Here is a 23,838-nt window from a genome sequence, read left to right as displayed (position 1 = left end):
GTCTTCAAACGGGAACGACGACCGAGTTGAACGTTGCGGACTATTTTAGAACCAACAAAATGAAATACAAACTTGTCTCCTACGATACCAACGATCAAGTCGTTAAAGCATATGAAAGCGGTCGTTGCGACGTTTTAACTTCCGATCAATCTCAACTTTACGGTTTGCGTATTAAATTGGCAAAACCGGACGAATCCATCGTTTTACCCGAAGTTATTTCCAAAGAGCCTTTAGGACCGGTTGTGCGTAAAGGGGACGGTCGATGGTTCGATATCGTTAGATGGTCGTTTTATGCCATGTTGACGGCGGAAGAGTCGGGCGTTACGAGTGCCAATGTCGATGCGATGCTTACATCCGACAATCCGGACGTGAAACGTCTTTTAGGTGCGGAAGGTCAGATGGGCGAAAACTTGGGACTTAAAAAAGATTTTGCTTACCAAATCATCAAACAAGTCGGTAATTACGGTGAATCGTTTGAGAGAACCGTCGGTCAAGGCTCTCCGCTTAAAATTCAAAGAGGCTACAATGCCCTATGGACAAACGGCGGTTTACAATACGCACCTCCTTTTAGATAAGAAGCGTTGGAATGTTTTTCACGAGAGCGGCACGTCCGCTCTCTTAACTTCTTAAACAAAGGACGTACATGTTAGCACTTTTGAGAAATCAAAAGATTCGAGGGATTATTTTTCAGCTTTTAACGGTAATCGGCTTGGTTGCTTTTTTGTGGTATATTGGTGCTAATACGGTTGCAAATATAGAACAAAGAGGCATTCAAACCGGTTTTGGATTTTTGGAAGGAACGGCGGGATTCGGTATTGATCAATCCCCGATTCCCTACACCGAAGAGGATACGCACGGCAGAGTTTTTATCGTAGGATTGTTAAATACGATGATTATTGCCGCCGTCGGTATCGTTTTTTCGACGATCGTCGGATTGTTGATCGGTATTTTAAGGCTTTCGAACAACTGGTTAATCGCTAAGCTCGCCAAAGCTTATATCGATTTTTTCCGTAATATTCCGCTTTTACTGCAAATTTTGTTTTGGTACAACGTCGTGTTGCGCGCTATGCCAAACCCCAAGCAAAGTTACAATTTCTTCGACACGATTTTTATCAACAACCGAGGACTTTACTTCCCGCAACCCGAATACAATACGACGTTTTTTGCGATTTTAATAAGTTTCGCGGTTGCCTTCACGTGTGTTTATCTTCTCAATCGATGGGCAAATCGCCGCAAAGAAGCCACGGGTAAAGATTTTTTCGTCTTACCTTGGGGTATCGCTCTTTTTCTTCTTTTTCCCGCCCTTGCTTATTGGATCGGCGGTGCGCAATTGCACTTTAGTTTTCCCGAACTTCGGGGTTTTAACTTTAAAGGAGGCAAAGTGCTTTCACCGGAATTTTTGGCGTTGGCGTTTGCGTTAACGATTTATACCGCAACGTTTATTGCCGAAGCGGTACGTTCAGGCATCGAAGCGGTCAGTCATGGACAAAAAGAAGCCGCCGCTTCGATGGGATTTAGCCCGTATCAGTCCCTCAAACTCGTTATTTTGCCTCAAGCCATTCGTATTGCGATTCCTCCCATTATCAACCAATACTTGAATTTAACGAAGAACTCTTCTTTGGCAACGGCAGTGGGTTATCCGGAGATCGTAACGGTTTTTGCGGGAACGTCGTTAAATCAAGTCGGACAAGCGATTGAAATTATTGCGATGACGATGTTAGTTTACCTTATTATTAGTTTGCTGGTTTCGGCGCTGCTTAACTGGTTTAACCATAAAATGAAGATCAAGGAGCGCTAAGATGGCGGTTTATTCCAAAAAAGAGACGCGCAAGGCTCCCTCTAACGTTAAAGGCTTAACGTTTTGGTTACGTGAAAATCTTTTTTCTTCTCCGTTTAACGTCGCATTAACGCTTTTAGGCGTGATGCTTTTGGTATGGGTGATTCCGCCGTTCGTTAAATGGGCGTATCTGGATGCGAATTTTGCGGGAAGTACGCGAGAAGATTGTACGGGCGGAGGAGCATGTTGGGTGTTCATTCGCATGAAAATCGATATGTTTATGTACGGGTTTTACCCTTCCGAATTTCGTTGGCGCGTCAATACGGTTTATGGGCTGTTTCTCGTATTGGTTGCGGCGTTTCGTTATCTCAAAAGCCCTGTACTCAAAATCGTATTGGCACATGTCTATTTTATCGCCGGTTTCCTTTTGGTTCACGGCGGTTTAGCAGGTTTAGAAGTCGTGCCGACCGATAAATGGGGCGGTTTGATGTTGACGATTATGGTGGCTGCCGTCGGTATCGTCTCGGCGTTTCCTTTGGGCGTTATTTTGGCGCTGGGACGTGCATCGCATTTACCGATTATTCGCAGCCTAAGCGTTACGTACATTGAATTTATCCGAGGCGTACCGCTCATTACGATTTTGTTTATGTCCTCGGTTATTTTGCCGCTTTTCTTCCCCGAGGGAATGAACTTCGATAAATTGTTGCGTGCACTGATCGGTATTGCGATGTTTGAAGCGGCGTATATCGCCGAAAATATCCGCGGCGGACTTCAATCGATTCCTAAAGGTCAATACGAAGCGGCGGATGCAATCGGTTTGTCGTATTGGCAAAAGATGTTTTTAGTCATTTTGCCGCAAGCGTTAAAAGTCGCCATTCCCAACCTTGTCGGCGTTTCGATTGCCCTTTTTCAAGATACGACGCTTGTTTTGATCATCGGTTTATTCGATTTGTTGGCGATGGTGCGTCTGAGTGCCGCCGATTCGTATTGGCTCGGCTACGAGACGGAAGGTTACGTATTCGTTACCTTTATCTTTTGGTTTTTCTGTTACATGATGTCGAATTTCAGCCAAAAGCTTGAAAAACGTTTTAATACGAATTTACGAAAATAGGACACTTTATGAAAGAGAGAAAAGAGATTATAGAGATTAAAAATCTCAATAAATGGTACGGCGATTTTCATGTCCTCAAAGAGGTCAATCTCACAGTAAAAACAGGTGAAATTATCGTGGTATGCGGACCTTCCGGATCGGGTAAATCGACGCTGATTCGCTGTATTAATTACTTAGAGCAATTTCAAGAAGGTAGCATTAGCGTTGAAGGTATCGATTTGGTCAACGACGTCAAAAAGATCAAAGCGATTCGCGAAGAAGTAGCGATGGTGTTTCAACACTTTAACCTCTTCCCGCATTTGACGATTTTAGACAATCTTACCTTGGCTCCGATTTGGGTCAAAAAGATGCCGCGCAAAGAGGCCGAAGCGATGGCGATGAAATATTTGGAGCGCGTGGGTATCGCCAATCAAGCGAATAAATACCCCAATCAACTCTCCGGCGGTCAGCAACAGCGCGTCGCAATCGCAAGAGCGTTATGTAAAAATCCGAAAATTATGCTTTTTGACGAACCGACTTCCGCACTTGACCCCGAAATGGTTGCCGAAGTTTTAGATGTTATGATAGAATTAGCCAAAGAAGATAAAACAATGGTGTGCGTGACGCATGAAATGGGTTTTGCTAAAAAAGTAGCCGACCGTATCATTTTTATGGACGCGGGACAAATCGTTGAAGAAAATACTCCCGAAGAGTTTTTCCAACATCCCGAATCTGAGCGTTTAAAACTCTTTTTAGAGCAAATCTTATCGCACTAATCATTGTTGACATGTAAGGATTGTGGTATGGAAGAGTTAATTCCCGTTTTAGTGATTGTCGGAGCGGTCGCTTTCGTGATGATCAAACAAATCGGTAACATTACCCAAAGGCTCGATCGCGTGCACGATGCGGACGCGTTTGAGCGTTATGCGAAGTTTTCGGCGATTATTCAAGAGCATGTGCGCGCGATGAAACAGAGTATCGACAGCTCAAAACAGGTAGCGTTAAGAACGTACATGTTAATCGACGAGAGCCAAGAAACGTACGCGTTGGAACAGCTCTCCGATATGATTCGCAAGCTCGTTTTTTTTGAAACGATGACGGCACGGCAAAAAAATCCTCAAGAGATTGAAGCGGAACTTTTTGAAATTTTAAACGCCTTGGAGCAGTTTTTAAAAACCTATTGTAAAGAGGGAGAGGCTCAAAGCGAAAAGCTTCGCGAGAGCCTCATGGTCGCCTACGAGGCACTCGCGAACGAAGAGGTTTAAACCTCTTCGATAAACGGATATTTCGCGTCGTTTAAGAGTTCGCGGATCATCGCTTGATGTTCCACGCCCTTGGTCTCCAACATAATCGTAATTTGCGCGTCGCCGTAAGAGAGTTTTGTTGAAAAACGATCGTAATCGATTTGAATAATATTGGCGTTGGCATTTTTAAATAAGTCCGTCAGACGCATCAGTGCGCCCGGTTTGTCGATCAACGTGATGACCAACTTCATTTTACGGTGCGATTTGATCAAACCTTTCTCGATAATGATCGATAGCACTTGTACGTCGATATTTCCGCCGCTTAAAACCGCGCCGATTTTGGTATGTTTGTCAAAGGCAAATTTTTTGTGCATAATTGCCGCAACGCTTGCCGCACCGCCGCCTTCAACGACCAATTTTTGTCGCTCCAATAAAAACAAAATTGCCGATGCAATCTCTTCGTCGTCTACCGTGACGACTTCATCGACGCACTCCAAAATATGCGCCAAATTGCTTTCGCTGACGTCGCGTACGGCGATGCCGTCGGCAATCGTTCGCACGCTTTTGGAATTGATCGCTTGTTTGGCATGGAACGATTCGCACATAGCGGGAGCTCCTGATGCATTGACGCCGATGACTTTGATTTTCGGATCGATCTGTTTGATCGCCGAGCTCATACCGCTAATCAGTCCGCCGCCGCCAATAGGAACGACGACGACGTCAAGGTCGTTGATTTCATCGATCATTTCCAGAGCAACCGTTCCTTGCCCCGCAATGACTTTTTCGTCTTCAAACGGGTGAATAAACGTCAAGCCGTGTTCGTTGGCGTACGTGAGCGCATACGCGTAGGCTTCGTCGTAGTTATCGCCTTGTAAGATCACTTCCGCACCCAAAGCTTTGGTTCCCGTGACTTTTAAAAGAGGCGTGGCTTCGGGCATTACGATCGTTGCTTGGATACCGAAAACCCGAGCACTGTAGGCAACGCCTTGTGCGTGATTGCCCGCACTCGCCGCAATAACGCCCTTTTTGCGTTCTTCTTTGGTTAATGAGGCGATTTTGTTGTACGCACCGCGAAGTTTATAAGCACCCGTAATTTGGAGATTTTCTTTTTTAAGATAGACGTTTGTTCCGACTTCTTCACTTAAAATCGGAGCTAAGGCACAAGGCGTGTTGGTCACGACGCCGGCTAATTGTCGTTTGGCTTTAACGATTTCACTAAGGGGTATCATAGGTGTAACCTTTCGTATTCTACTTTCGTACATTTATTTTGAACGGCGATTAATCCGTTTTCTTTTGCTTTTTGGCAGGCGGCATTATTAATAATGCCCAATTGCAACCATACGACTTTTACGTCGCCTCTTTGCAAGGCTTCATCGACGAGCGAATCGGCAATTTCGGGTTTACGAAACATATCGACCATCTCTACTTTTTCGGGAATGTCCAGAAGCGATCGATACACTTTTTCCCCTAAAATCGTCTCTTCCTTTGGATAAATCGGATAGATTTTAAAGCCTTTTTTTTGTAAATAACGTGCTACTTTATGACTGTCTTTATCGGGATCGGGAGAAAGGCCGATAATGGCAATGCTCTTGCACATCGAAAAAATATCTTTAATGCCCGCGTCATCGGGCATGCTAATGTTAGAAATGTCGCATTCCATTATTGCTCCTTTAAAAAAATTGAAGTGAGGAGTATAGCACACCCAAACTTTCTTAGCCTTTATCGAAAAAATTATGTTTGACGTATGTCGTCTGTTTTGCCATTTTTTTGTGCTATAATCCCCACGAAATTACATTTTGTATTATAAGGGAATATGATGTTTCTCGGGGAAATTAGTATTAAAACGAAAGGTTGGATTTTAGCACTTTCGACGGTCGGAGGGTTTACTGCAAATACGGTCTTGGTCTTTTTTTTACTGGAAGGAACGAATCGTACGATTTTAGTGACGGGTTCGATTTTGGGGATGATTTTTTTCTTCATCTTTACGCGCATTATGACCTTAAGTATTTCGCGTTCGATTGATGCGCTTTCTGCCGTTACGTTTGATTTGGCGCAAGGAAGCGGCGATTTAACGAAACGCATCACCGTAACGTCGCATGACGAAATTGCCGAACTTTCCGCCAATATCAATCACTTTATCGATAAAATCCATCAAACTGTTATCGCCGCAACCAAAGCGTCGCAAGAGAGCACTTCTACGGCCGATCGTTTTGCGCTCATCGCTCAAAATATTCATCAACGTATTGACGAAGAGCTCAGTTTTGCCCAAAAAACAAAAACTTTGGGCGATACAATGAAAGGCGTCTTGGAACAATCGACGCAAAGCTCGAAAGATACGAGTCGTGATATTTTAGCCGCCTCTTCAACGTTGAACGAAACGGCATGCGAGATACAACGTTTGGTCGAAGATATTCAAAAAGCTTCCGAAGTAGAGTCGGTCACGGTCGAGAGGCTCAATCAACTCAGTACCGACGCCAATCAGGTCAAAAACGTTTTAACGGTCATTTCCGACATTGCCGATCAAACCAATCTTTTAGCACTCAATGCCGCGATCGAAGCCGCACGCGCGGGCGAACACGGACGCGGTTTTGCCGTCGTCGCCGATGAAGTGCGAAACTTAGCCGAACGTACGCAAAAAAGTTTGAGTGAAATCAATACGACTATTAGTGTGATCGTGCAAAATATTATCGATGCCAGCGGTCAAATGAACGACAATTACGCCTTTATCGAAAAAATCGTCCATCACTCGGCACTGGCGCAGAGTCATATTGGCGAAGCCGAAGGCGTTATCAAAAAAGCATCGCTTGTCTCGTCTCAAGCATCCGAAGTATCGCAAAAACTCTCCAGCGATACGACGATGATCTTGGAAAACGTTACTTACATGTACGAAGTTTCGTTGAAAAACAGTACCGACGTACACGAGTTAAACGGTGCGTCCAAAAACCTTCTCGCGCAAGCCGGCGAACTTTCGCATAAACTCAACCAATTCCAAATCTAAAGTTACGAAATCGAGCGTCGTTTGAGAATGACGCCCGATTCGAGGTGTTCGGTATTGGGAAATTGGTCGAACAGGGCAAACCGTTTGATTTCGTACCGCAACGCTAAAATCTCCAAATCGCGTTTGAGCGTTTGCGGATTGCACGAAATATAAATAATATGCTCAAATTGCGAAATAAACGCAAGGCTTTTTTCGTCCATTCCCGAGCGCGGCGGATCGACGAAAACGTGACTAAAGCGATACGCATCCAAATCAAGATGTGCTAAGCGGTTGAACGTACGTTCGTGATTGAGTGCAGAGGTGAGCTCCTCGGCACTCATGCGCAAAAACGAGATCGTGTAAACGTCGTTCAATTCACAGTTGATCAGTGCCGATTTGATAGACGTTTTAGAGATTTCCGTCGCCAAAACCTTCTGAAATTTACTGGCCAAAGGAATCGTAAAGTTGCCGTAACCGCAATAAAGCTCCAACAGGTCTTCGCATTCGCTCATTTGCTCTAAAACCCAAGCGATCATCGCACGATTGATAGCGCGATTGGGTTGTGAAAACCCTCCTTCAAACACACGGTATCGATACATTCTTCCCGCTACGTCCAAACACTCTTCGGCAAAATCGCGGCTTAAAACGCGTTTGACGCCGCGCGAGCGACCGATGATACCGATACCGAATCGCTGCTCTAAGATTTTAGCCTCTTCATCCCATGCTACATGTAAAGGTTTGTGGTAAAGGAGCGTGACCAAAAGATGCTCCGACGTGCACAAAAACTCGATTGAAAAAATTTTTTCGCGCAGGATCGAAGAGCTTTCGATTGCCTTTAAAAGTTCGGGCATCAGCACAGCGATTTTTAGATCGACTTTAGGGCAAGCGTCGATGCAAAGCGTACTTTTTTTATCTGCCGCACCCATGGCGTATGAAAGCGTGTCGCCCTCTTTCCACAAGCGAAATTCCGCGCGTGATCGATAATGGCTATCTTGGGAAGGAAAAAAATCGAAAGAACCTTGATAGAGGGATTCGAACAAGGTCGTAATCGCCTCTTTTTTAGAGATTATTTGGTCTTCGTAATCTAAACGGTACAGCGTACAACTACCGCACTTCCCGAAATATGAGCACTCCATCGCATTCCTTTTATGTAATATTATATGTAAAATTTTATTTATTTCTAGCTTTTCTAAAATCACGTTTTGGCAAAGTATCCGCGCATCTTTGGTGCTTTTTATCTTTGACACGCCTTTGAAGCAAAGCTCCAAAAGCTACGTTAACACTGGGTTCTCCTCGGCGGAGTGCCCGCGCACCTTTGGTGCTTTTTTATCTTTAACACGCCTTTGAAGCAAAGCTCCAAAGACTACGTTAACACTGGGTTCTCCTCGGCGGAGTGCCCACGCACCTTTGGTGCTTATAGATTGTCGATATGTTTCGTTAGAGGATTAAGCTTGAAAACACGCCGATAATCGCGCCGAAAACGCCGCCCCATACGACCAGCCAACCCAAATGTTCTTTAATAAAATCTTGAACGATTTCTTTGACCATTCGCGGCGTCAGCTCATTAAGGCGTGCATCGACCATCTTTTCTATGGTGATTAACATGTCATCACTTAGTGATGAATTTTGTATTTTTTTAGATATTTTTTGTTGAAATACATCACTTTTAACGATTTCATTGAGCGAGATTTTGAGCTTTTCGTTAAACGGAGCACGCAGTCCTTCCAATGCGCTTGCTCCTCCGAACATCGCCAACATCCCGCCGAAAGAGGACTCCATGACGGTTTTACTGAGCGCGTCAAAGGCCAAAGAGGTGTCTATCTCATCGATGATAGAGCCAAGATCGAGCGTTTTTTCTTCGTGTGCAAAGAATGCGTCGAGTTGTGTTTTGGTAAAAAACTGTTCCATCATCAGGTTTTTAATTGATGCTTTAAAGGCTTCAAAACGTAATTCTATGACGCCGCTTCCGTAAAAAAAAGGTACTTTTTCAAAAAGCATATGAATGGCAATTTGATTGGTAATCGCGCCCGAAAGGGCAAAAAGTCCCGCTAAAAGTAGCCAATGCGCGAAGGGTTCGCTTAAAACGTAAGAGAGTGCTACCAATCCAAGGCTTATCAGATCGGTCATAAAGCTTTTATCGTATTTCATCGTTTCTCCTTTACACTGCGTTTGCATGTTTTAATTGTCGTTTGTTAACTTTAATCGTGTTCTCTTCACTTTCGTCTCGCGGTACGTAGTTGTTACGCAAAAAAGAAGGCATTTTGCGTCCGCGAACGGTCATAATATCTTCGATGAGCTGCGCTTTGATCCTTTCTTTTTCATAGCCTTGCTCTTCGCAAAGATAACGAAAAACCAATTCCGCCAAACGGTCCAAGGCAATCTGCCATGTAGATTCGGTTTGGGTGTAGAGCCATTCGCTAAAGGCGTAAAAGCCTTCAAACACCTTCCCCTCTTTCCATAAAAGCTCGCACGAGCGTTTAAAATTGCCGCTGTTATACACCATATCCCAAAAACGCGCAAATCGTTTCATTTTTTGCATCAGCGCAAACGGGATTAAATCGTTTTGCACAATATCGTACGGAGGTTTGTCCGAATAAACCATGCCGTAGATTTCGTCGTGACGCGAGAGCGTCGTACCGGAAAGTTTTTTTAAAATACCGATTTGAATTTCGCATTGCGTCAGGGCATGGAGTCGGTTTAAATTGCGCCCGAATCCCTCAATACTTTCTCCGGGTAACCCCACGATCAAATCGACATGTAAGTGTGCATGGGTTTCGTTCTGTAAGAAAGCGAGATTTTCTTCGATTTTTTCCACATTGAGGCGTCGATGAATATTTTGGGAAATGTTTGGATCGAGCGTTTGAATCCCGACTTCAAGCTGCAAAGTCGCCGGAGGAAACTGAGCGATTTTTTCACGAAGGGCTTTGGGAAAATGATCGGGAATGACCTCAAAATGGACAAAATATTCCTCTTTTTTGGAGAGAAAAAAGTCTAAAAGTTGCGTTGCGTTCTCAATACTTAAATTAAACGTTCGATCGATAAATTTGAAATTGCGCACGCCTCGTTGCCATAATTTTTCGAGCTCGCCTAAAAAGCGTTCCATCGGAATGTCGCGTACTTTTTTATCTGCCGAAGAGAGACAAAACTCACATGTAAAGGGACAACCGCGACTCGCTTCTACGTAACAGTAACGATGTTTGACGTCATGATCGCTGTAAAAATCGTACGGTAAAACAATCGTACTTAAATCGACCATCGGTGCTTTTATGAAACGTTCTTCGGGTAAATCGTCGTTTAAAAGCCTTCGGCACAATGCGTAAAAAGCATTTTCTCCTTCGCCTTGAATGATATAATCGGCTTTGGAAAAATCGACGCGATGCGGCAGATGTGACGCTTCGGGACCGCCTAAGATAATAAACGTCTTGGGCGATACTTTTTTCAAAAGTGCCGTCAGTTCTTGCACTTCAAGCGCATTCCAAATATACGCACCGATACCGACGATGCGCGGTTGATGTGCAAGTATGTGCTCCGCGACGTCCGCGACGCTTGTATTGATGACGCTCTCTAAAATCAAAGCTTGGGGTTGAAGTTCGCGTAAATTGGCGTACAAATAACGCATAGCAATCGACGTATGCGTGTAGCGGGCGTTAAAGGTCGTTAAAATAATTTCTTTCATGTGTACCGTTTATTTTTTTGTTTATTATAATAAAACTTTTTGGTTATTTTTGTTAAAATCCACATTCTAAAATGGATCGGGGTGTAGCGCAGCCTGGCTAGCGCGCTACCTTGGGGTGGTAGAGGTCGCGTGTTCGAATCACGTCACTCCGACCATTTTTCCCTTTTTTGATCCTTCCCTTCAACCATTTTTTACCGATACTGATCTCTGTATAAAATTAATAGATTTCTTGCAAAACTCATTTTGCAAGAAGGAAAAAACACCAAAGGTGCGTGGGCTTTCCGGCAAAGAAAATTTAGTGGTAATATATCAACGTAAGATTCTTAACGAAGTTTTTTATTGGTGGTCGAAGAGGTTCTTTATAACCTCTTCGAGAGCGTTTAGATTTTTTCGATGCGAACCGGAACGGCTTGGCGTGCGTTGGAACCGACGGCAAAATCGCTTAAGGTCGGCATATTCAAGCGCGTTATATCGCGTAAGCCTAATTTATTGATATTGACGCCGCTTCTTCTGGCGATGCGTCCTTGTTTGAGCACGCTATCGATCTTAACGTCGATCGCCCCTTCTCCCTCGCGTCCGCTACCGTGTTCGATGCCGATAGAAAGCGGATGGATGCCCTCTTTGACGCGGCAAATGCCCTCAATCGTTCCGTCAAGCGAGCGTACGCGTACCGCTTCGCCGTGCGCGATACCCAACTGTTGCGCCGTTTTTACGTTCAAATCGATGTAGGACGTGTAACGCGTATCGCGCAACGCTTCCAAAGCCGAAGTTGCCGAAGAGAGCACGTTGGACTTGTAGCTAAAGGCTAGAAACGGGTATTCGGGCGTATTGAATTTTAATTTTTCACCGTTAGCAAGACGCGGTGCATAATAACGCGGTACGCCGCTGTAACGCTCTCCCGTTAACGCATGATGCGACGTTCCTACGGTCTGGTTATAAACGGCAATCGCCTTGGTATAAGATTTGGTCATTTTATTGCCTTCGTATGCGCTACCTTTATCGGCAAAACGCCCTCCCCGACTCATGACGTAAGCAACCCTTTTCCAATTTTCGCCGCAAATACGTTTGAGCGACACTACATACTCTTCCAGTCCTGCCAAAGCAATCTCTTCGTCGCTAATTTCAGGTACGGGTGCGGCTCCGTCCATCGCGATGTTTTCAAAGGCTCTTAAATAAAAATCTTCGGGACGCTCAAGCGCAAATTTTGCATTGGCTCCGTTGATGGCGTTAGCACCGAATCCCGCTAAATTAAGCGATTTTCCCAATTCGATAAGAAAACTGTCCATCGAAATCGGTTCGCCGTTTTGCAGCTTTGCATTGGGCGAAGCGACGATTGGGTAACGTACATGTGAAGTTTTCGTCAGGTGTGCCGCCCACGGCGAAACGACGCCCCATGTTTCGTAAAGAACCGAATCGGGCACGATATAATCGGCGTAACGGCTGGTTTCATTGATAAACGGATCGATCGCAATAAAAAGCGGCACGGCTTTTTTGGGGTCTTTTAAAAGCGGGATCAAATGTTCCGCACCGCTTTGTCCGTACATAAAGTTCGAGCACCATGAGATTAACGCCCCCATTTTATACGGATAGGCACTAGCACTGCTATGAATCACTTCCGATTCGATCGCGTTGGTAAAAGGAAACCATGCATCTTTTGCCGGATAGGGATTTTCGCCTCGGGCAACTTTTTGTTTGTATTCGCTGCTGGTTTCATACGCTTTTCGAGCGCGATCCAAACGCGTACCGAAAGGCTTTTGTTTACCGGCATAGGCCAAAAGGTTGTAAACGGAACCGTTAAAATCTTTAAATTTACCGCCTCCCGTACTCATACCGCCTTTGTAATTTAAATTGCCCACCAACGCCCCTAACATCATCACGGCATACGTCGTGTAAAATCCGGTCGAATGCATCGTTCCGCCGTGACAATCGACGCCGACGCTGCGACCGTAAGAGGTAAATTCACGCGCCAAATGGACGATCGTTTGCTCATCGATACCGCTTTCTTGGGCGTAAAACGAGAGCGGATGCTCCAATGCCGCCTCTTTAAGAAGTAAAAAGGCACTTTTAACGCGGTATGTTTTCCCCTCAAGGCTCACGTCTCCCTCAAATGCGATATCGGCTTCTAGAACTTCCTCGGCGGATTTGAGTTTGGCATCTTTGGCATCGACAACATGGACGATTCCTTTGGAATCGACGAGAATTTTACCTTGGTTTTCGCCTTCTTGAACGACCAAATGCGACGCATTGGTAAAGCTGTAATCGTGTAAAGCTTTTTGCGACGTTTCGCTCGGAATCGCCAAGTACGCTTTCAAATAACGCTCTTCTTCGATAATGACGCGCATCATACCCATGACAAACGCCAAGTCTCCGGAAGGTTTGATCGGTAGCCAACGTGAGCGGTCGCTTGAGGCAATCGAGTCGCTGTTGGTTAAAATCGGCGTGACGACGACATAGCGAAGATTTCCTTCGCTTCGACCTTTTGCCAAGAGTTTGGCTTGACGCTTAAACGGATTGCCCGCTTGTGCCGGAGCCGTAGCGATGTTCAGCATAAATTGACAATGTTCGTAATCGGGCTTCATATGCGGATATGCGTTAAAATCGTCTAAATACGCCGCTTCGCCTGCTCGCATGGAAAGACCGCAGATCGAGGTGTGCCCCATAAAATTGACCGTACCGAAACTTTGCACGAAGCGATGTACGATAAAGTTTTGACGTCCCTCGTCCGCCGTGCCTAAAACGCACAATTTATTGGCTATCGGACCGTAATCGGGGTTGTTTTCGTCGATCAAGGTTTTCGTATCGGCGAATGCTTTGAGCCCGTCAACATAGCCTTCTTGGAAAAGATTACCGCCTTGCGTAATTTCACGAATCAACTGCTCGATCGAAATCGTTTGCCACTGATTGTCGCCGCGTTTACCGACGCGTTTTAGCGGTGCTGTGACGCGAAAAGGATCATTGAGTTTTTCATAAACCAGATTGCCTCTTGCACACGCGGTCGAGCGCATCTCCAAGCCTTTTTCTTTCCACGCGGAGGTTGCTTGAAAGCTTTCGCTTAAAGGAGTTTTGTATGCCAACCACGGATCGGAAGAGAGAAGACTGTACGGATTGCCGAAAACACGCTCGACGTGACCCGTTTTACGGTTGATTTTGACGCGAACCGAACAGTGGGTCGTACATCCGTTACAAATGCTCGGTTTCATGCTAAAATCGTTAGAGGGCGTAAAAGAACCTTTGACATGTAAGCCTTCGGTTTGAGGTGCGTTTCCGTAAATAGGATCGTTTGCTTTTTCGCCGCGTCTGGAAAGCGTAGCGACATGTTTGAGCGTATCGCTATAACCTCCAAGTGCCGCGCTTCCGGTGACGATGCTGGTTCCGATTAAAAATTTTCTGCGTGAACTTTCCATAATTATTGCTCCTTCGTATAATAATTCGCCATCTCTTTATCCCAAGGGAAAAGTGCCATAATCGCGGCAATTAAAGCGATGAGCAAACTCCAGTTGGACACCACGGAAAGAATGCTATCGAATCCAAAGACATGAGGATGGTATTCCAATAAGAAAGGCGTCGTTTTTCCGATGCTCTGACCGCCGATAACGGTGTTCCATCTAAAAATCCATACGCCGATTGCCGAGAGAACGCCCGCAAAAAGAACCCATTTGAGCGAGCGGGAGAAAAAGCGAATAAAACCGATTGCCATCGGTACAAAAAGACAAATAACGTAATCGACGATCAGGACTTCCCAAAAATTTTCGCCGAAAAAGAGTTTGAGGGCATATTTTTCTTCGTTATTGAACGTAATCGCAAAGGTCAGCCAAAAGAAGCGAATGACCAAATCGATGACGATAAACCATGCAAGCAATCGTGCCAAGCGTTGCATCATCGCATAATCGATACGTTTAAAATCGGTAAAAAATTTCTGAAAAATCGGTAGCAAAATAATGAGCAAGCCCGTACCCGAAACCATTGCGGAAGCTAAAAACAAAATAGGCATAATCGGCGTATGAAATAAAGGAATCGCGTGAACCGCACCTAAAATATAACCGGTGTATCCGTGTACGCTTAGTGCCAAAGGAATACCGATCGCTCCAAGTAAAACGCCTAAACGATGGTCTTTTTCTTCTTGTTCTTTCGTGTAGGCGACCCCTTTTTTCATCGTAAAATAAGGTCTATACAAGACGATTGCTTCGGCTAAAATTAAAAGCGGATATGCTATCAGCAACAAAACGCCCCATTTCATCGGAGAGGTCGGGAAGTTTTCCCATCCGTAAAAAAAGAAGTTGATAATGCGGCCGGGTTGACGTAAATCGTCGATAAGATTCATCGGTGCGGCAACGAGTAAAACAAAGGCCAAAAGCAGCGAGAAACCGGCAATAGGCTTATACTCTTTCATACCGAAAACATGCGCAAAACTCGAAATGATAAACGCCGCGGCGGAACTTCCGGTAAACCAAAAATAGTTCGGAATGTCGATACCCCAAGGTCGATCGGGCGTAATCGAGCTAATCGTATGCAATAGTGATCCAAAATCCATGTTATTCTCCTTTACTTGACCATTCTTTGTGCAAAGCACCCTCGCGTTTGCGTACCGCGTCGTCCAAAATTCCGTTTGAATACGGTAATGACTGGATTTCGCCGCTCAACGCAATGTAAAATACGCGCGGTTTCGTTCCGGAAGCGGGTTTTAAAACGGTGGCCGGAAACGTTGCAAGCAAGCGTGAGACGTGCGAAGAAGGATCGTTCAGATCACCGAAAACCCGTGCTCCGCCGACACAACTTTCCACGCATGCCGGAAGCAATCCGTGATCGACGCGATGCGCGCAAAGCGTGCATTTGTCGGCAACGTTGGAGATCGGATTGAAATAACGTTTATCGTAAGGACAGGCATTGATGCAGTATCCGCATCCCCAACAAATCTCGTTATCCACGACGACGATACCGTCTTTGCGGGCAAACGTCGCTCCGGTCGGGCAGACGCTTACGCACGAAGGCTCGGCACAATGGTTACACAGTTGCGGTAAAAACGCTTTCCTGACGCTTGGGTAACTTCCGAGTTCGTATTCGGGAACGTAGGTTCTAAATTTCTCTTTGGGGACTTTATTTTCACTTTTACACGCACTCGTGCAGGCTTGGCATCCGACGCATTTGCGAAGATCGATAACCATACCGAAGCGTTTACCCTCTTGCCCGACGTAACGGGCGTCTTTGGCGTCGCGACCGGGATTGGTAAGGCTTAATGCGTGTGCATGCGTTGATGCTAGCGTACTAACGCCGATCAAGCCCGTCGCTTTTTTGACGAACTCCCTTCTGCTCTTACTTGGCATAAAAACTCCTTTTGACAATTTCCAAAAGGTATGATAACGAGCAGTCGAGAGAAACTAGGGAGAAACGAAAAGTGAGGGATTAGAGAATGATTTCGAAGCAGGCTCCCTGATCGGTATTGAAGGCTTTGAGGCTTCCTTGAGCGTGTTGTTCGATAATGGTTTTACTCATGTAAAGACCGATGCCCGTACCGCTTTTGGCATGTTTGGTACTGACGTAAGGCTCGAAAATGCGCTCAATCGGTTCCATTTCGATTCCGCCGCCGTTATCGACGATGTGAATACAAATGTGACCGTCGATGCGTTGAAGCGTAATGCTAATATGCGGATCGTCGATCGCACGTTCGAGTAAAATGTCTTTGGCGTTACCGATAATATTTAAAACGACCTGTGCAAATTGACTTGGACATCCTTTGATCTCTAGGCGCTCTTGGGCTTCGAAAGTCAAGCGGATATGGTGGTTTTTGAGTGCCGAATCGATCAGATCGATAGCCTTTTGAATCGTGTCGTTGATGACGTAATCTTTTTTTTGGTTGTCGCTCATAAAAAAATTGCGAAAATCGTCAATGGTTTTTGACATGTAAGCGATAAGCTTCTCCGAACGCGCGATACGCTCTTCGAAAATATCGCGGCTTAGTTTATTTCTCTCCCATAAAAGTTGAAGGTTCATCAGTGTTGCCCCCAGCTCGCTTAAAGGTTGGCGCCACTGATGGGCAATATTGCCGATCATCTCTCCCATACTCGCCAAACGGCTTTGGTGCATTAACAGTTGTTCGTGATGCAAACGTTGTTCGATCTCTTGGTTAACGCGATCTTCAAGCGTGTGATTGAGGTGGCGCAAGCCCGCTTCGCTCTCTTCAAGCCGTTTGATTAAAACGTCAAATCCATAGTTTAAAATAACAAGCAATACGCCGATCATCGCAAGCGTAAGGAAAAACGCTTCATAGACGGCATCTAAAAGCTTTTGTTGCTGATCGCTAATATCTTGAAAGAAGAGAAGTTGCGCCAGATGATCGCCGATGAGCCCTTCGAGTTGAATGACGTGCGTGATGTACGTGCGGGTACGATTTTGTGAAATCGCCCCGTCTTGGAGGCTGATAGAGCGCAAATCGTTCTCTTTGGGCTCAAACGTTTCGCCTTTAAACAAAATATAGCCCTTAAGACCCGAAAACTCCTCGACTTCGTTTAAAAAATACTCCGGCGCAATCGCAAATTCCAACATTCCGACTAAAGCTTTGTCGACGTAAACCGGCACGATAATATGATACGCCGCATAATGTTTGGAGAAAAAAAATCCAAATTGAGGTTCGTTTGGAACGGCTCTTTTTTCGTCGATTTCACTTTGCTTAGGGTCTTTTCCGAGGTGTGCGATAAGATGACGGTTTTCATCGTAAAAACGGATACCGAGCAAAAACGGATTTTCCTGTTTTAAGACTTTCCATCGAAAACTTGAAAGCCCCGTGAGCTGTTCGACGTTTTTATGCACCAACGCGTCTTTAATGCCGTAAGAGTCGAGATTGGCATAGGCGCGATTGAGGTAAAACGTTGCGGTGCGCTCTAGCGTCGTTTGGTAGAGACTATGAATCTGTAACGCATAATCTTTGCGTGATTTTTCGATCGACTCTTTGACGTCGAGGTATCGCATCCATCCGAAAATCATCGCCATTGCCGCAAAAAGCAATAATACGAAGATCATCGTTTTGGTTTTCGTAGAAGGCGAGAGGCGTTTTTTAGCGTACGGCAAGTTTGTATCCGATACCGAAAATATTTTCGATCAAATCGTTCGGAAGTTTTTTACGCAGTTCTTTTACCAGTGCTTTTAAAGCCTCTTTATTACCGCCGTCACCCGCCCAAACCGCCTCTTCCAACATGTCATAAGAGAGAACGCGATTTTTTTGGCGCAAAAGGTATTCAAATAAAAGACGCTCTTTTTTCGTCAGTACGCTAGGCGTTTCGTTGACGTAAAGCGTACACGATTCGGGATTGTAAAAGACGCTTTCGTTGACTTTAATGACGTTACCCTCTCCCCATTCGTACATCCAATGCGCGCATGTTTTAAGTGCGTTTAAAAAGCTCTCTTTGGAAAAGGGTTTGAGAAGGTATGTGCAAATATTAAGTTCGATCGCTTCTAAAAAATAGCGTTGTTCGGCATACGCGCTCATAATAATCACGGGAACACGTTTATGGGATTCGCGAATCCTCCTTAGCAGTTCCAATCCGTTGCATTTAGGCATACAAATATCCAAAAGCAGTACGTCGGGACGGTGTTCGTAAAAAAGCTCTTCGGCTTCTTCGCCGTTGGACGCTTGAATCACGCGCTTGAAGAAAAGTTCCAAAGTTTGTGCGACGCTATGGCGTAAGCTCTCTTCGTCTTCGGCGTAAAGGATTGTTAAATGTTCGAATAAGCCGAGCGTATCGTACATGGTTTTATAAAACGGAGCGTTCGACGTCGATCGAATGGAAGCGCTTCTCGATCTCTTCGGGTAAGGCTTCGCGAATACCGATAACGGTGGCGTCAAAGACGACCGTTACGCCTGATAGCGGATGATTGGCATCTAAGACGACCTGATCGTCTCGAATCTCGCTGACCGTATAGACCATCATAATCTCTTCGTCGTCGTCCTCGCTGAAAACCATTTCAACTTGCTCTCCGATTTGTAAATCGTCTTCAAATTGTGAACGATCTTCTACTAAAACCAATTCGCCTTTATACTCTCCAAACGCCTCTTCGGGAAGCAGTTGCATATGCACGCTCTCTCCGATGCGTTTTCCCTCTAACGCCTGCTCGATTTTTACGAAAACTTCGTCGTATCCGCCGTGCAGATACACCAAAGGAGTCGCTCCGCTATCGAGAAGTTCGTGTTGGGTATTAAATAAAGTATAATCAAGCGTCACGACGCAATTTTTATGAACAGTCAAATCAATCCTTACATGTAAGAAAAATGAGCCGCCTTTTTAAAGACGGCTTGGCGTTTTTTTAGTGACCTAAAGCGAAATCTTCGATGAGATTAAAATTGAGGTATTTATAAACCTTTTCGGTTTTTCCCGCTAATTTTTTAGGCACTAAGCTCATGTACTCTTCGACGCTAGGGAGTCGCCCTAAAAGCGCGCATAAAGCGGCGAGTTCAGCGCTTCCTAAGTAGACTTTCGAGTTAGGACCCATACGGTTGTCGAAGTTTCGAGTCGAGGTCGAAAAAACGACGGCACCCTCGCGTACGTTGGCTTGGTTGCCCATACAAAGCGAACATCCCGGAATTTCGATACGCGCGCCCGCCGTTCCGAAAAGCGCGTAGTAACCCTCTTCCGTGAGTTGGTTTTTATCCATTTTCGTCGGAGGCGCGATCCACAAGGTCGTCGGTACTTTGCCCTCGCCTTGCAAGACTTCGCCGAGTGCTCGGTAGTGACCGATATTGGTCATACAGCTTCCGACGAAGACTTCGTCGATTTTTTTAGGGCGATTGTCGTCGGCTAAAATCTCGCTCAAAGTCGCCACATCGTCCGGATCGTTCGGACATGCCAAAATCGGTTCTTTGATCTCGTTAAGGTCGATTTCGATGACTTCGGCGTAGTGTGCGTCGGCATCGGCTTTGAGTAGTTTTGGCTCTTTGATCCATGCTTTCATTTTATCGGCACGACGTTGAAGCGTTTTGGCGTCTTGGTAACCGGCTTTGATCATGGCTTCTAAAAGCGTAATGTTGGATTGGAGGTATTCGACGACGCTTTCTTCGTCTAAAGCCACCGTACATGCCGCCGCACTTCTCTCCGCCGAAGCGTCGCTGAGCTCAAAGGCTTGTTCGACTTTGAGTTTGGGTAACCCTTCAATCTCTAAAATACGTCCCGCAAAAACGTTCTTTTTGTTTTTCTTCGGAACCGTGAGTAACCCTTTTTTAATCGCGTAATAGGGAATGGCATTGACAAGATCGCGTAGCGTAACGCCCGGTTGCATCTTTCCTTTAAAGCGTACTAACACCGATTCTGGCATATTAAGAGGCATGCTACCGGTAACCGCGGCAAAGGCTACAAGACCCGAGCCTGCCGGAAACGAAATGCCGATAGGAAAACGCGTATGACTGTCGCCGCCCGTTCCGACGGTATCGGGGAGAACCATACGATTTAGCCACGAGTGGATAACGCCGTCCCCCGCACGAAGGCTCACGCCGCTACGGGAAGTGATGAAATCGGGAAGCGTGTGGTGAAGTTTGACGTCGCTGGGTTTGGGGTAAGCGGCGGTATGACAGAAGCTTTGCATCACCAAATCGGCACTAAAACCAAGCGCGGCAAGCTCTTTAATCTCGTCCCTCGTCATCGGTCCGGTGGTATCTTGGGAACCAACGGTTAACGTTTGCGGTTCAACGTACATTCCGGCACGTACGCCTTTGACGCCGCAGGCGCGTCCGACCATTTTTTGTGCCAACGTGTACCCTACGCCTTGAAGTTCTTCAGGTTGCTCGGGTTTAGCGAAAATAGTCTCGGCACCCATGCCAAGACTTGCTCTGGCTTTTGCGGTCAGTCCTCGACCGATAATGAGCGGAATTCGACCGCCGGCTCGGTATTCGTCGGCTAAGGTATTGGGGGAGAGTTTAAACGTACCGACCGTTTTCCCTGCTTTTTCGACCTTGCCTAAAAGCGGATAGACATCGATAATATCGCCGGTTTCAAATGCGTCGACGTTGACTTCGATCGGAAGCGCACCGCTGTCTTCGGCGGTGTTAAAAAAAATAGGGGCAATGGTTGAGCCTAAAATAAGGCCGCTTGTTTTTTTATTGGGAACGCCCGCAATTTCTTTGCCCATCCACCATTGAATAGAGTTGATACCGGACTTTCGGCTACTTCCCGTTCCGACGACGTCACCCACGTAAGCGACCTCATAGCCTTTGGCTTTTAATTCGGTGATTTTTTCAAGTGCGCCCGGAAGTCGTTTGAGGAGCATCGCATTGGCATGCAAAGGAATATCGCTTCTCGTAAACGCTTCGCTTGCGGGACTTAAATCGTCCGTATTGGTTTCTCCCGCGACTTTTAATACCGCAACGGTCATTTTTTCGGGAAGAGCGGGTTTTGACGTAAACCACTGCGCATTTGCCCATGAAAGCATCACTTCTTTGGCATACGTATTGGTTTTGGAGAGTGTTTCAATGTCGTTAAAAGAGCCGTAGACGAGAATCGTGTTTTTAAGAGCGTTACAGGCGGCTTGCGCGACCTCTTTGTCCGAAGAGCTCAGTGCATCGACAAGCGGCTGAACGTTGTAGCCTCCGAGCATCGTGCCTAATAATTCAACCGCATAAACGGCGGAAATGGCCTTACATGTCACTTTTTTTTGAGCAACGTCGTTTAAAAATGCTGCCTTAACGTAAGCGGCTTCGTCAACGCCGGGCGGAACGCGATCGGCCAATAATGAGCGAAGAAACGCTTGATCGCCCTCTTCTTTTTTGAGTAATTCTACGACTTGAGCCGTTTTTTTTGCGTCAAGCGGTAAAGGAGGAACACCTAATTTTGCTCTTTCATTCACTTCAGCTTGATAGCTTTCAAAAAAATCCATTGTGATTGACTCCTTTAAAGTTGATTAAACGATAATTTCGCGCTGACCTTTGGCATTTTGAGCCGATAGAATTCCCATCGCCTCCAGTTGCTCGACGATCGTTGCGGCTCTATTATAGCCAATATTTAATCGTCTTTGAATATAAGAAATCGAGCTCTTTCTTTCATTAAGGACAATGGCTTTGGCATCTTCAAAAAGTTCGTCGAGTTCCCCGTTATCTTTGGATCCGGAAGCAGAAGAAAAACCCTCTTCGCTCTCTTTTAAAAAGCTTTCGTCATAGACGACGGGACGCTGTTTTTTGAGGTATTCGACCACTTTGTCGATTTCATCTTCGGTGGTATAGGGTGCATGCAAACGAATGAGTCCGGATGTGCCCGGAGGGGTGAAAAGCATGTCACCGTTTCCAAGAAGCGAATCGGCTCCCATAGCGTCTAAAATGACTTTTGAGTCGATTTTTTGCCCGACTTTAAAACTAATACGCGAAGGTAAGTTTGCTTTAATAAGACCCGTTACGACGTCCACTGACGGGCGTTGCGTCGCCACGACGATGTGAATACCGCTGGCTCGTGCCATTTGCGCCAAACGCGCGATGTAAAATTCGACGTCTTTACCGCTCGTCATCATCAAGTCTGCCAGCTCGTCGATAATAATGACAATATAAGGCATCGGCTCTAGCCCTAAACTTTTGGCTTTTTCGTTGTAGTTTTCGATGTTTTTCGTTTTGGAACGGCTCATAATCTGATAGCGTCGCTCCATTTCGGAGACCATATTGGCAAGAGCAACGATGGCTTGTTTCGGTTTGGTAATGACCGGCGTTAACAAATGCGGAATGTCGTTGTAAATCGAAAATTCGAGCATCTTAGGGTCGATCATCAAAAAGCGCAACGTATCGGGCGAATTGCGGTATAAAAGCGATAATAGCATCGCATTAATCCCCACACTCTTACCGCTTCCGGTCGTTCCGGCGATCAAAAGATGCGGCAATTTTTTAAGATCGGTTACAAAAGCATTGCCGACGATGTCTTTTCCTAAGGCAATCGTTAAAGGCGAAGCCGATTTTTTGAAGATATCGCTCTCTAAAATCTCTTTGAGGTAAATTGTTTCGATTTTCTGGTTCGGAACTTCGATACCCACGACGTCTTTACCGGGAACGGGTGCTTGAATACGAATCGTTTTAGCGCGAAGTGCCATCGCAAGGTCGTCTTGAAGCGTTAAAATACGCGAAACCTTGACATGCGGTGCGGGTTTGAATTCAAATGTCGTTACTACAGGACCCGAATAGGTACGAACGACATCGCCTTCAATTTTGAAGCGTCTGAGTTTTTCGAGTAAGTCTTGGATTTTTTGATCAATTTCGTTTTCATTGACATGAACCGCTTTGGTCGGAGGATTGGCTAAAAACGAAAGCGGCGGCAGCTTAAAATCTTTGGGTTTATCGACTTCGCCTTGATCGATTTGCGAAAGCAATTTTTTGTTTTCTTCGACTTCGCTCAAAATCTCGACTTTTGCGTTGGAACTTTTGAGCTTAACCAAACTTTTTTTCGGTTCGCTCTCTTCGGGGAAAAGCGGTTGAAGAATGGTAGGATTTTCTTCCGTCTCCTCATCGGCGGGTATTAACGTCTCTTGTTTTCGCACGGATTTGACTTTTTTCTCTTCGCGTTTGGGCTCTTCGGCGGGTTCTGCTTTATACTCTTTAACGCTTGTTTTCGTAAACGTAGGTTTAATCAAGGCGAAAAAATCGCTAATACTGGATTCGACTAAAAGTGTCATGGAGAGCATAAAAACGGCTAAGATAAAAATCCAAACGCCCATAATGCCGATAAATCCGATCAATAAATCAACGATAGAACGACCGAATAAACCGTTGTATTCATTATGAACGATAATCGACTGAGCCATTAAAAAAGCGAAAAAAAGAATGGCGGAGGCGACAAAAATACCGACGCTTCGTTCCGTTACTTTTCCTTCTTTGTAAAGCGTAAATGCCGGTAAAATGAGCATAAAAGGGTAGATAAACGCTAGATAGCCGAAAAAATGTTGATTTCCGTGCCCCAAATAAGCACCGAACCTTCCGACGACGGAAGCGTCCGGTAAAACGGTGGCAACGCCCAAATACAAAACAATCGCAATAAAAATAATAAAAAAAGTCTCTTTTAAGATAGTATATCCTTTACATGTAATCGTAATCCCCTCAAGCGATTCAAGCTTTCTAGGCTCGTA

General features: G+C 45.5%; 19 protein-coding genes and 1 tRNA gene. 7 read left to right on the top strand and 13 right to left on the bottom strand.

Translation table 11 applies throughout. From position 1 onward, the window contains the following. The 5 genes from OA34_RS09125 to OA34_RS09105 form a co-directional block, all read left to right on the top strand. Positions 1-575 (top strand): type 2 periplasmic-binding domain-containing protein (locus OA34_RS09125; protein ID WP_039674556.1); only part of this gene is annotated, 575 nt, incomplete at its 5' end. Positions 576-643: 68 nt separating this feature from the next. Next, positions 644-1,798 carry an amino acid ABC transporter permease gene (locus OA34_RS09120; protein WP_039674554.1) on the top strand — a complete coding sequence of 385 codons (1,155 nt, stop codon included), beginning with the start codon at positions 644-646 and terminating at the stop codon, positions 1,796-1,798. Position 1,799: 1 nt separating this feature from the next. Beyond that, positions 1,800-2,888, top strand: coding sequence for an amino acid ABC transporter permease (locus tag OA34_RS09115; RefSeq protein ID WP_039674552.1), 1,089 nt, complete (start codon positions 1,800-1,802; stop codon positions 2,886-2,888). An 8-nt stretch (positions 2,889-2,896) separates the two neighbouring features. Continuing rightward, positions 2,897-3,643 carry an amino acid ABC transporter ATP-binding protein gene (locus tag OA34_RS09110; RefSeq protein WP_039674550.1) on the top strand — a complete coding sequence of 249 codons (747 nt, stop codon included), beginning with the start codon at positions 2,897-2,899 and terminating at the stop codon, positions 3,641-3,643. 27 nt (positions 3,644-3,670) lie between these two features. Further along, entirely contained in the window at positions 3,671-4,132 is a 462-nt protein-coding gene (locus OA34_RS09105; RefSeq protein WP_039674548.1) for a hypothetical protein, read from the top strand. Here the strand turns inward: OA34_RS09105 and ilvA are convergent. Beyond that, positions 4,129-5,340: a threonine ammonia-lyase gene (gene ilvA, locus OA34_RS09100; protein ID WP_039674546.1), complete on the bottom strand. Its 1,212-nt coding sequence runs from the start codon at positions 5,338-5,340 to the stop codon at positions 4,129-4,131. The two genes, OA34_RS09105 and ilvA, sit on opposite strands and share 4 nt — an antisense overlap. Beyond that, positions 5,337-5,771 carry a CoA-binding protein gene (locus OA34_RS09095; protein WP_039674544.1) on the bottom strand — a complete coding sequence of 145 codons (435 nt, stop codon included), beginning with the start codon at positions 5,769-5,771 and terminating at the stop codon, positions 5,337-5,339. The genes ilvA and OA34_RS09095 overlap by 4 nt, the downstream gene beginning before the upstream one ends. 156 nt (positions 5,772-5,927) lie before the next feature. Here OA34_RS09095 and OA34_RS09090 point away from each other — a divergent pair, with 156 nt between their 5' ends. Next, positions 5,928-7,109 carry a methyl-accepting chemotaxis protein gene (locus OA34_RS09090; protein ID WP_039674542.1) on the top strand — a complete coding sequence of 394 codons (1,182 nt, stop codon included), beginning with the start codon at positions 5,928-5,930 and terminating at the stop codon, positions 7,107-7,109. Between the two features lie 2 nt (positions 7,110-7,111). Here OA34_RS09090 and trmA read toward each other — a convergent pair whose 3' ends face one another. The 3 genes from trmA to OA34_RS09075 all read right to left on the bottom strand — a co-directional run bounded on the left by trmA (position 7,112) and on the right by OA34_RS09075 (position 10,764). Continuing rightward, complete coding sequence (trmA, locus tag OA34_RS09085; protein ID WP_039674540.1) at positions 7,112-8,224, bottom strand: tRNA (uridine(54)-C5)-methyltransferase TrmA; 1,113 nt, start codon at positions 8,222-8,224, stop codon at positions 7,112-7,114. 301 nt (positions 8,225-8,525) lie between these two features. Beyond that, positions 8,526-9,236: a DUF445 domain-containing protein gene (locus tag OA34_RS09080; protein WP_039674538.1), complete on the bottom strand. Its 711-nt coding sequence runs from the start codon at positions 9,234-9,236 to the stop codon at positions 8,526-8,528. 10 nt (positions 9,237-9,246) lie between these two features. After that, positions 9,247-10,764: a B12-binding domain-containing radical SAM protein gene (locus tag OA34_RS09075; protein ID WP_039674537.1), complete on the bottom strand. Its 1,518-nt coding sequence runs from the start codon at positions 10,762-10,764 to the stop codon at positions 9,247-9,249. 77 nt (positions 10,765-10,841) lie between these two features. On the opposite strand from OA34_RS09075, the gene OA34_RS09070 reads away from it, so the two are divergent. After that, positions 10,842-10,919, top strand: a tRNA-Pro gene (locus OA34_RS09070). Positions 10,920-11,144: 225 nt separating this feature from the next. On the opposite strand, the gene OA34_RS09065 is transcribed toward OA34_RS09070, so the two are convergent. The 8 genes from OA34_RS09065 to OA34_RS09030 form a co-directional block, all read right to left on the bottom strand. Then, the gene (locus OA34_RS09065) at positions 11,145-14,168 is read right to left on the bottom strand and encodes a molybdopterin dinucleotide binding domain-containing protein (protein ID WP_039674535.1); all 3,024 of its coding nucleotides are present in this window, start codon (positions 14,166-14,168) and stop codon (positions 11,145-11,147) included. Between the two features lie 2 nt (positions 14,169-14,170). Continuing rightward, positions 14,171-15,295, bottom strand: a complete 1,125-nt coding sequence (gene nrfD, locus OA34_RS09060; protein WP_039674533.1) for an NrfD/PsrC family molybdoenzyme membrane anchor subunit — start codon at positions 15,293-15,295, stop codon at positions 14,171-14,173. 1 nt (position 15,296) lies between these two features. Then, positions 15,297-16,085: a sulfate reduction electron transfer complex DsrMKJOP subunit DsrO gene (gene dsrO, locus OA34_RS09055; protein WP_039674532.1), complete on the bottom strand. Its 789-nt coding sequence runs from the start codon at positions 16,083-16,085 to the stop codon at positions 15,297-15,299. 79 nt (positions 16,086-16,164) lie between these two features. Beyond that, positions 16,165-17,826, bottom strand: a complete 1,662-nt coding sequence (locus tag OA34_RS13735) for an ATP-binding protein (RefSeq protein WP_286682950.1) — start codon at positions 17,824-17,826, stop codon at positions 16,165-16,167. Then, the gene (locus OA34_RS09045) at positions 17,813-18,505 is read right to left on the bottom strand and encodes a response regulator transcription factor (RefSeq protein ID WP_039674530.1); all 693 of its coding nucleotides are present in this window, start codon (positions 18,503-18,505) and stop codon (positions 17,813-17,815) included. Before OA34_RS09045 ends, OA34_RS13735 begins: the two co-directional genes overlap by 14 nt. A 4-nt stretch (positions 18,506-18,509) precedes the next feature. Further along, positions 18,510-19,001, bottom strand: coding sequence for an FKBP-type peptidyl-prolyl cis-trans isomerase (locus tag OA34_RS09040; RefSeq protein ID WP_039674527.1), 492 nt, complete (start codon positions 18,999-19,001; stop codon positions 18,510-18,512). A 58-nt stretch (positions 19,002-19,059) separates the two neighbouring features. After that, entirely contained in the window at positions 19,060-21,618 is a 2,559-nt protein-coding gene (gene acnB, locus OA34_RS09035) for a bifunctional aconitate hydratase 2/2-methylisocitrate dehydratase (RefSeq protein WP_039674525.1), read from the bottom strand. A 24-nt stretch (positions 21,619-21,642) separates the two neighbouring features. Further along, a complete protein-coding gene (locus OA34_RS09030) occupies positions 21,643-23,736 on the bottom strand; it encodes an FtsK/SpoIIIE family DNA translocase (RefSeq protein ID WP_502685204.1) in 2,094 nt (697 codons plus the stop codon). Positions 23,737-23,838 lie beyond the last annotated feature (102 nt).

Source organism: Sulfurospirillum sp. MES, from assembly GCF_000789415.1.
Classification (GTDB): Bacteria; Campylobacterota; Campylobacteria; order Campylobacterales; family Sulfurospirillaceae; genus Sulfurospirillum; species Sulfurospirillum cavolei.
The sequence above is the reverse complement of the archived record's forward strand: the minus strand, read 5'-3'. Positions and strand labels throughout refer to the sequence as shown.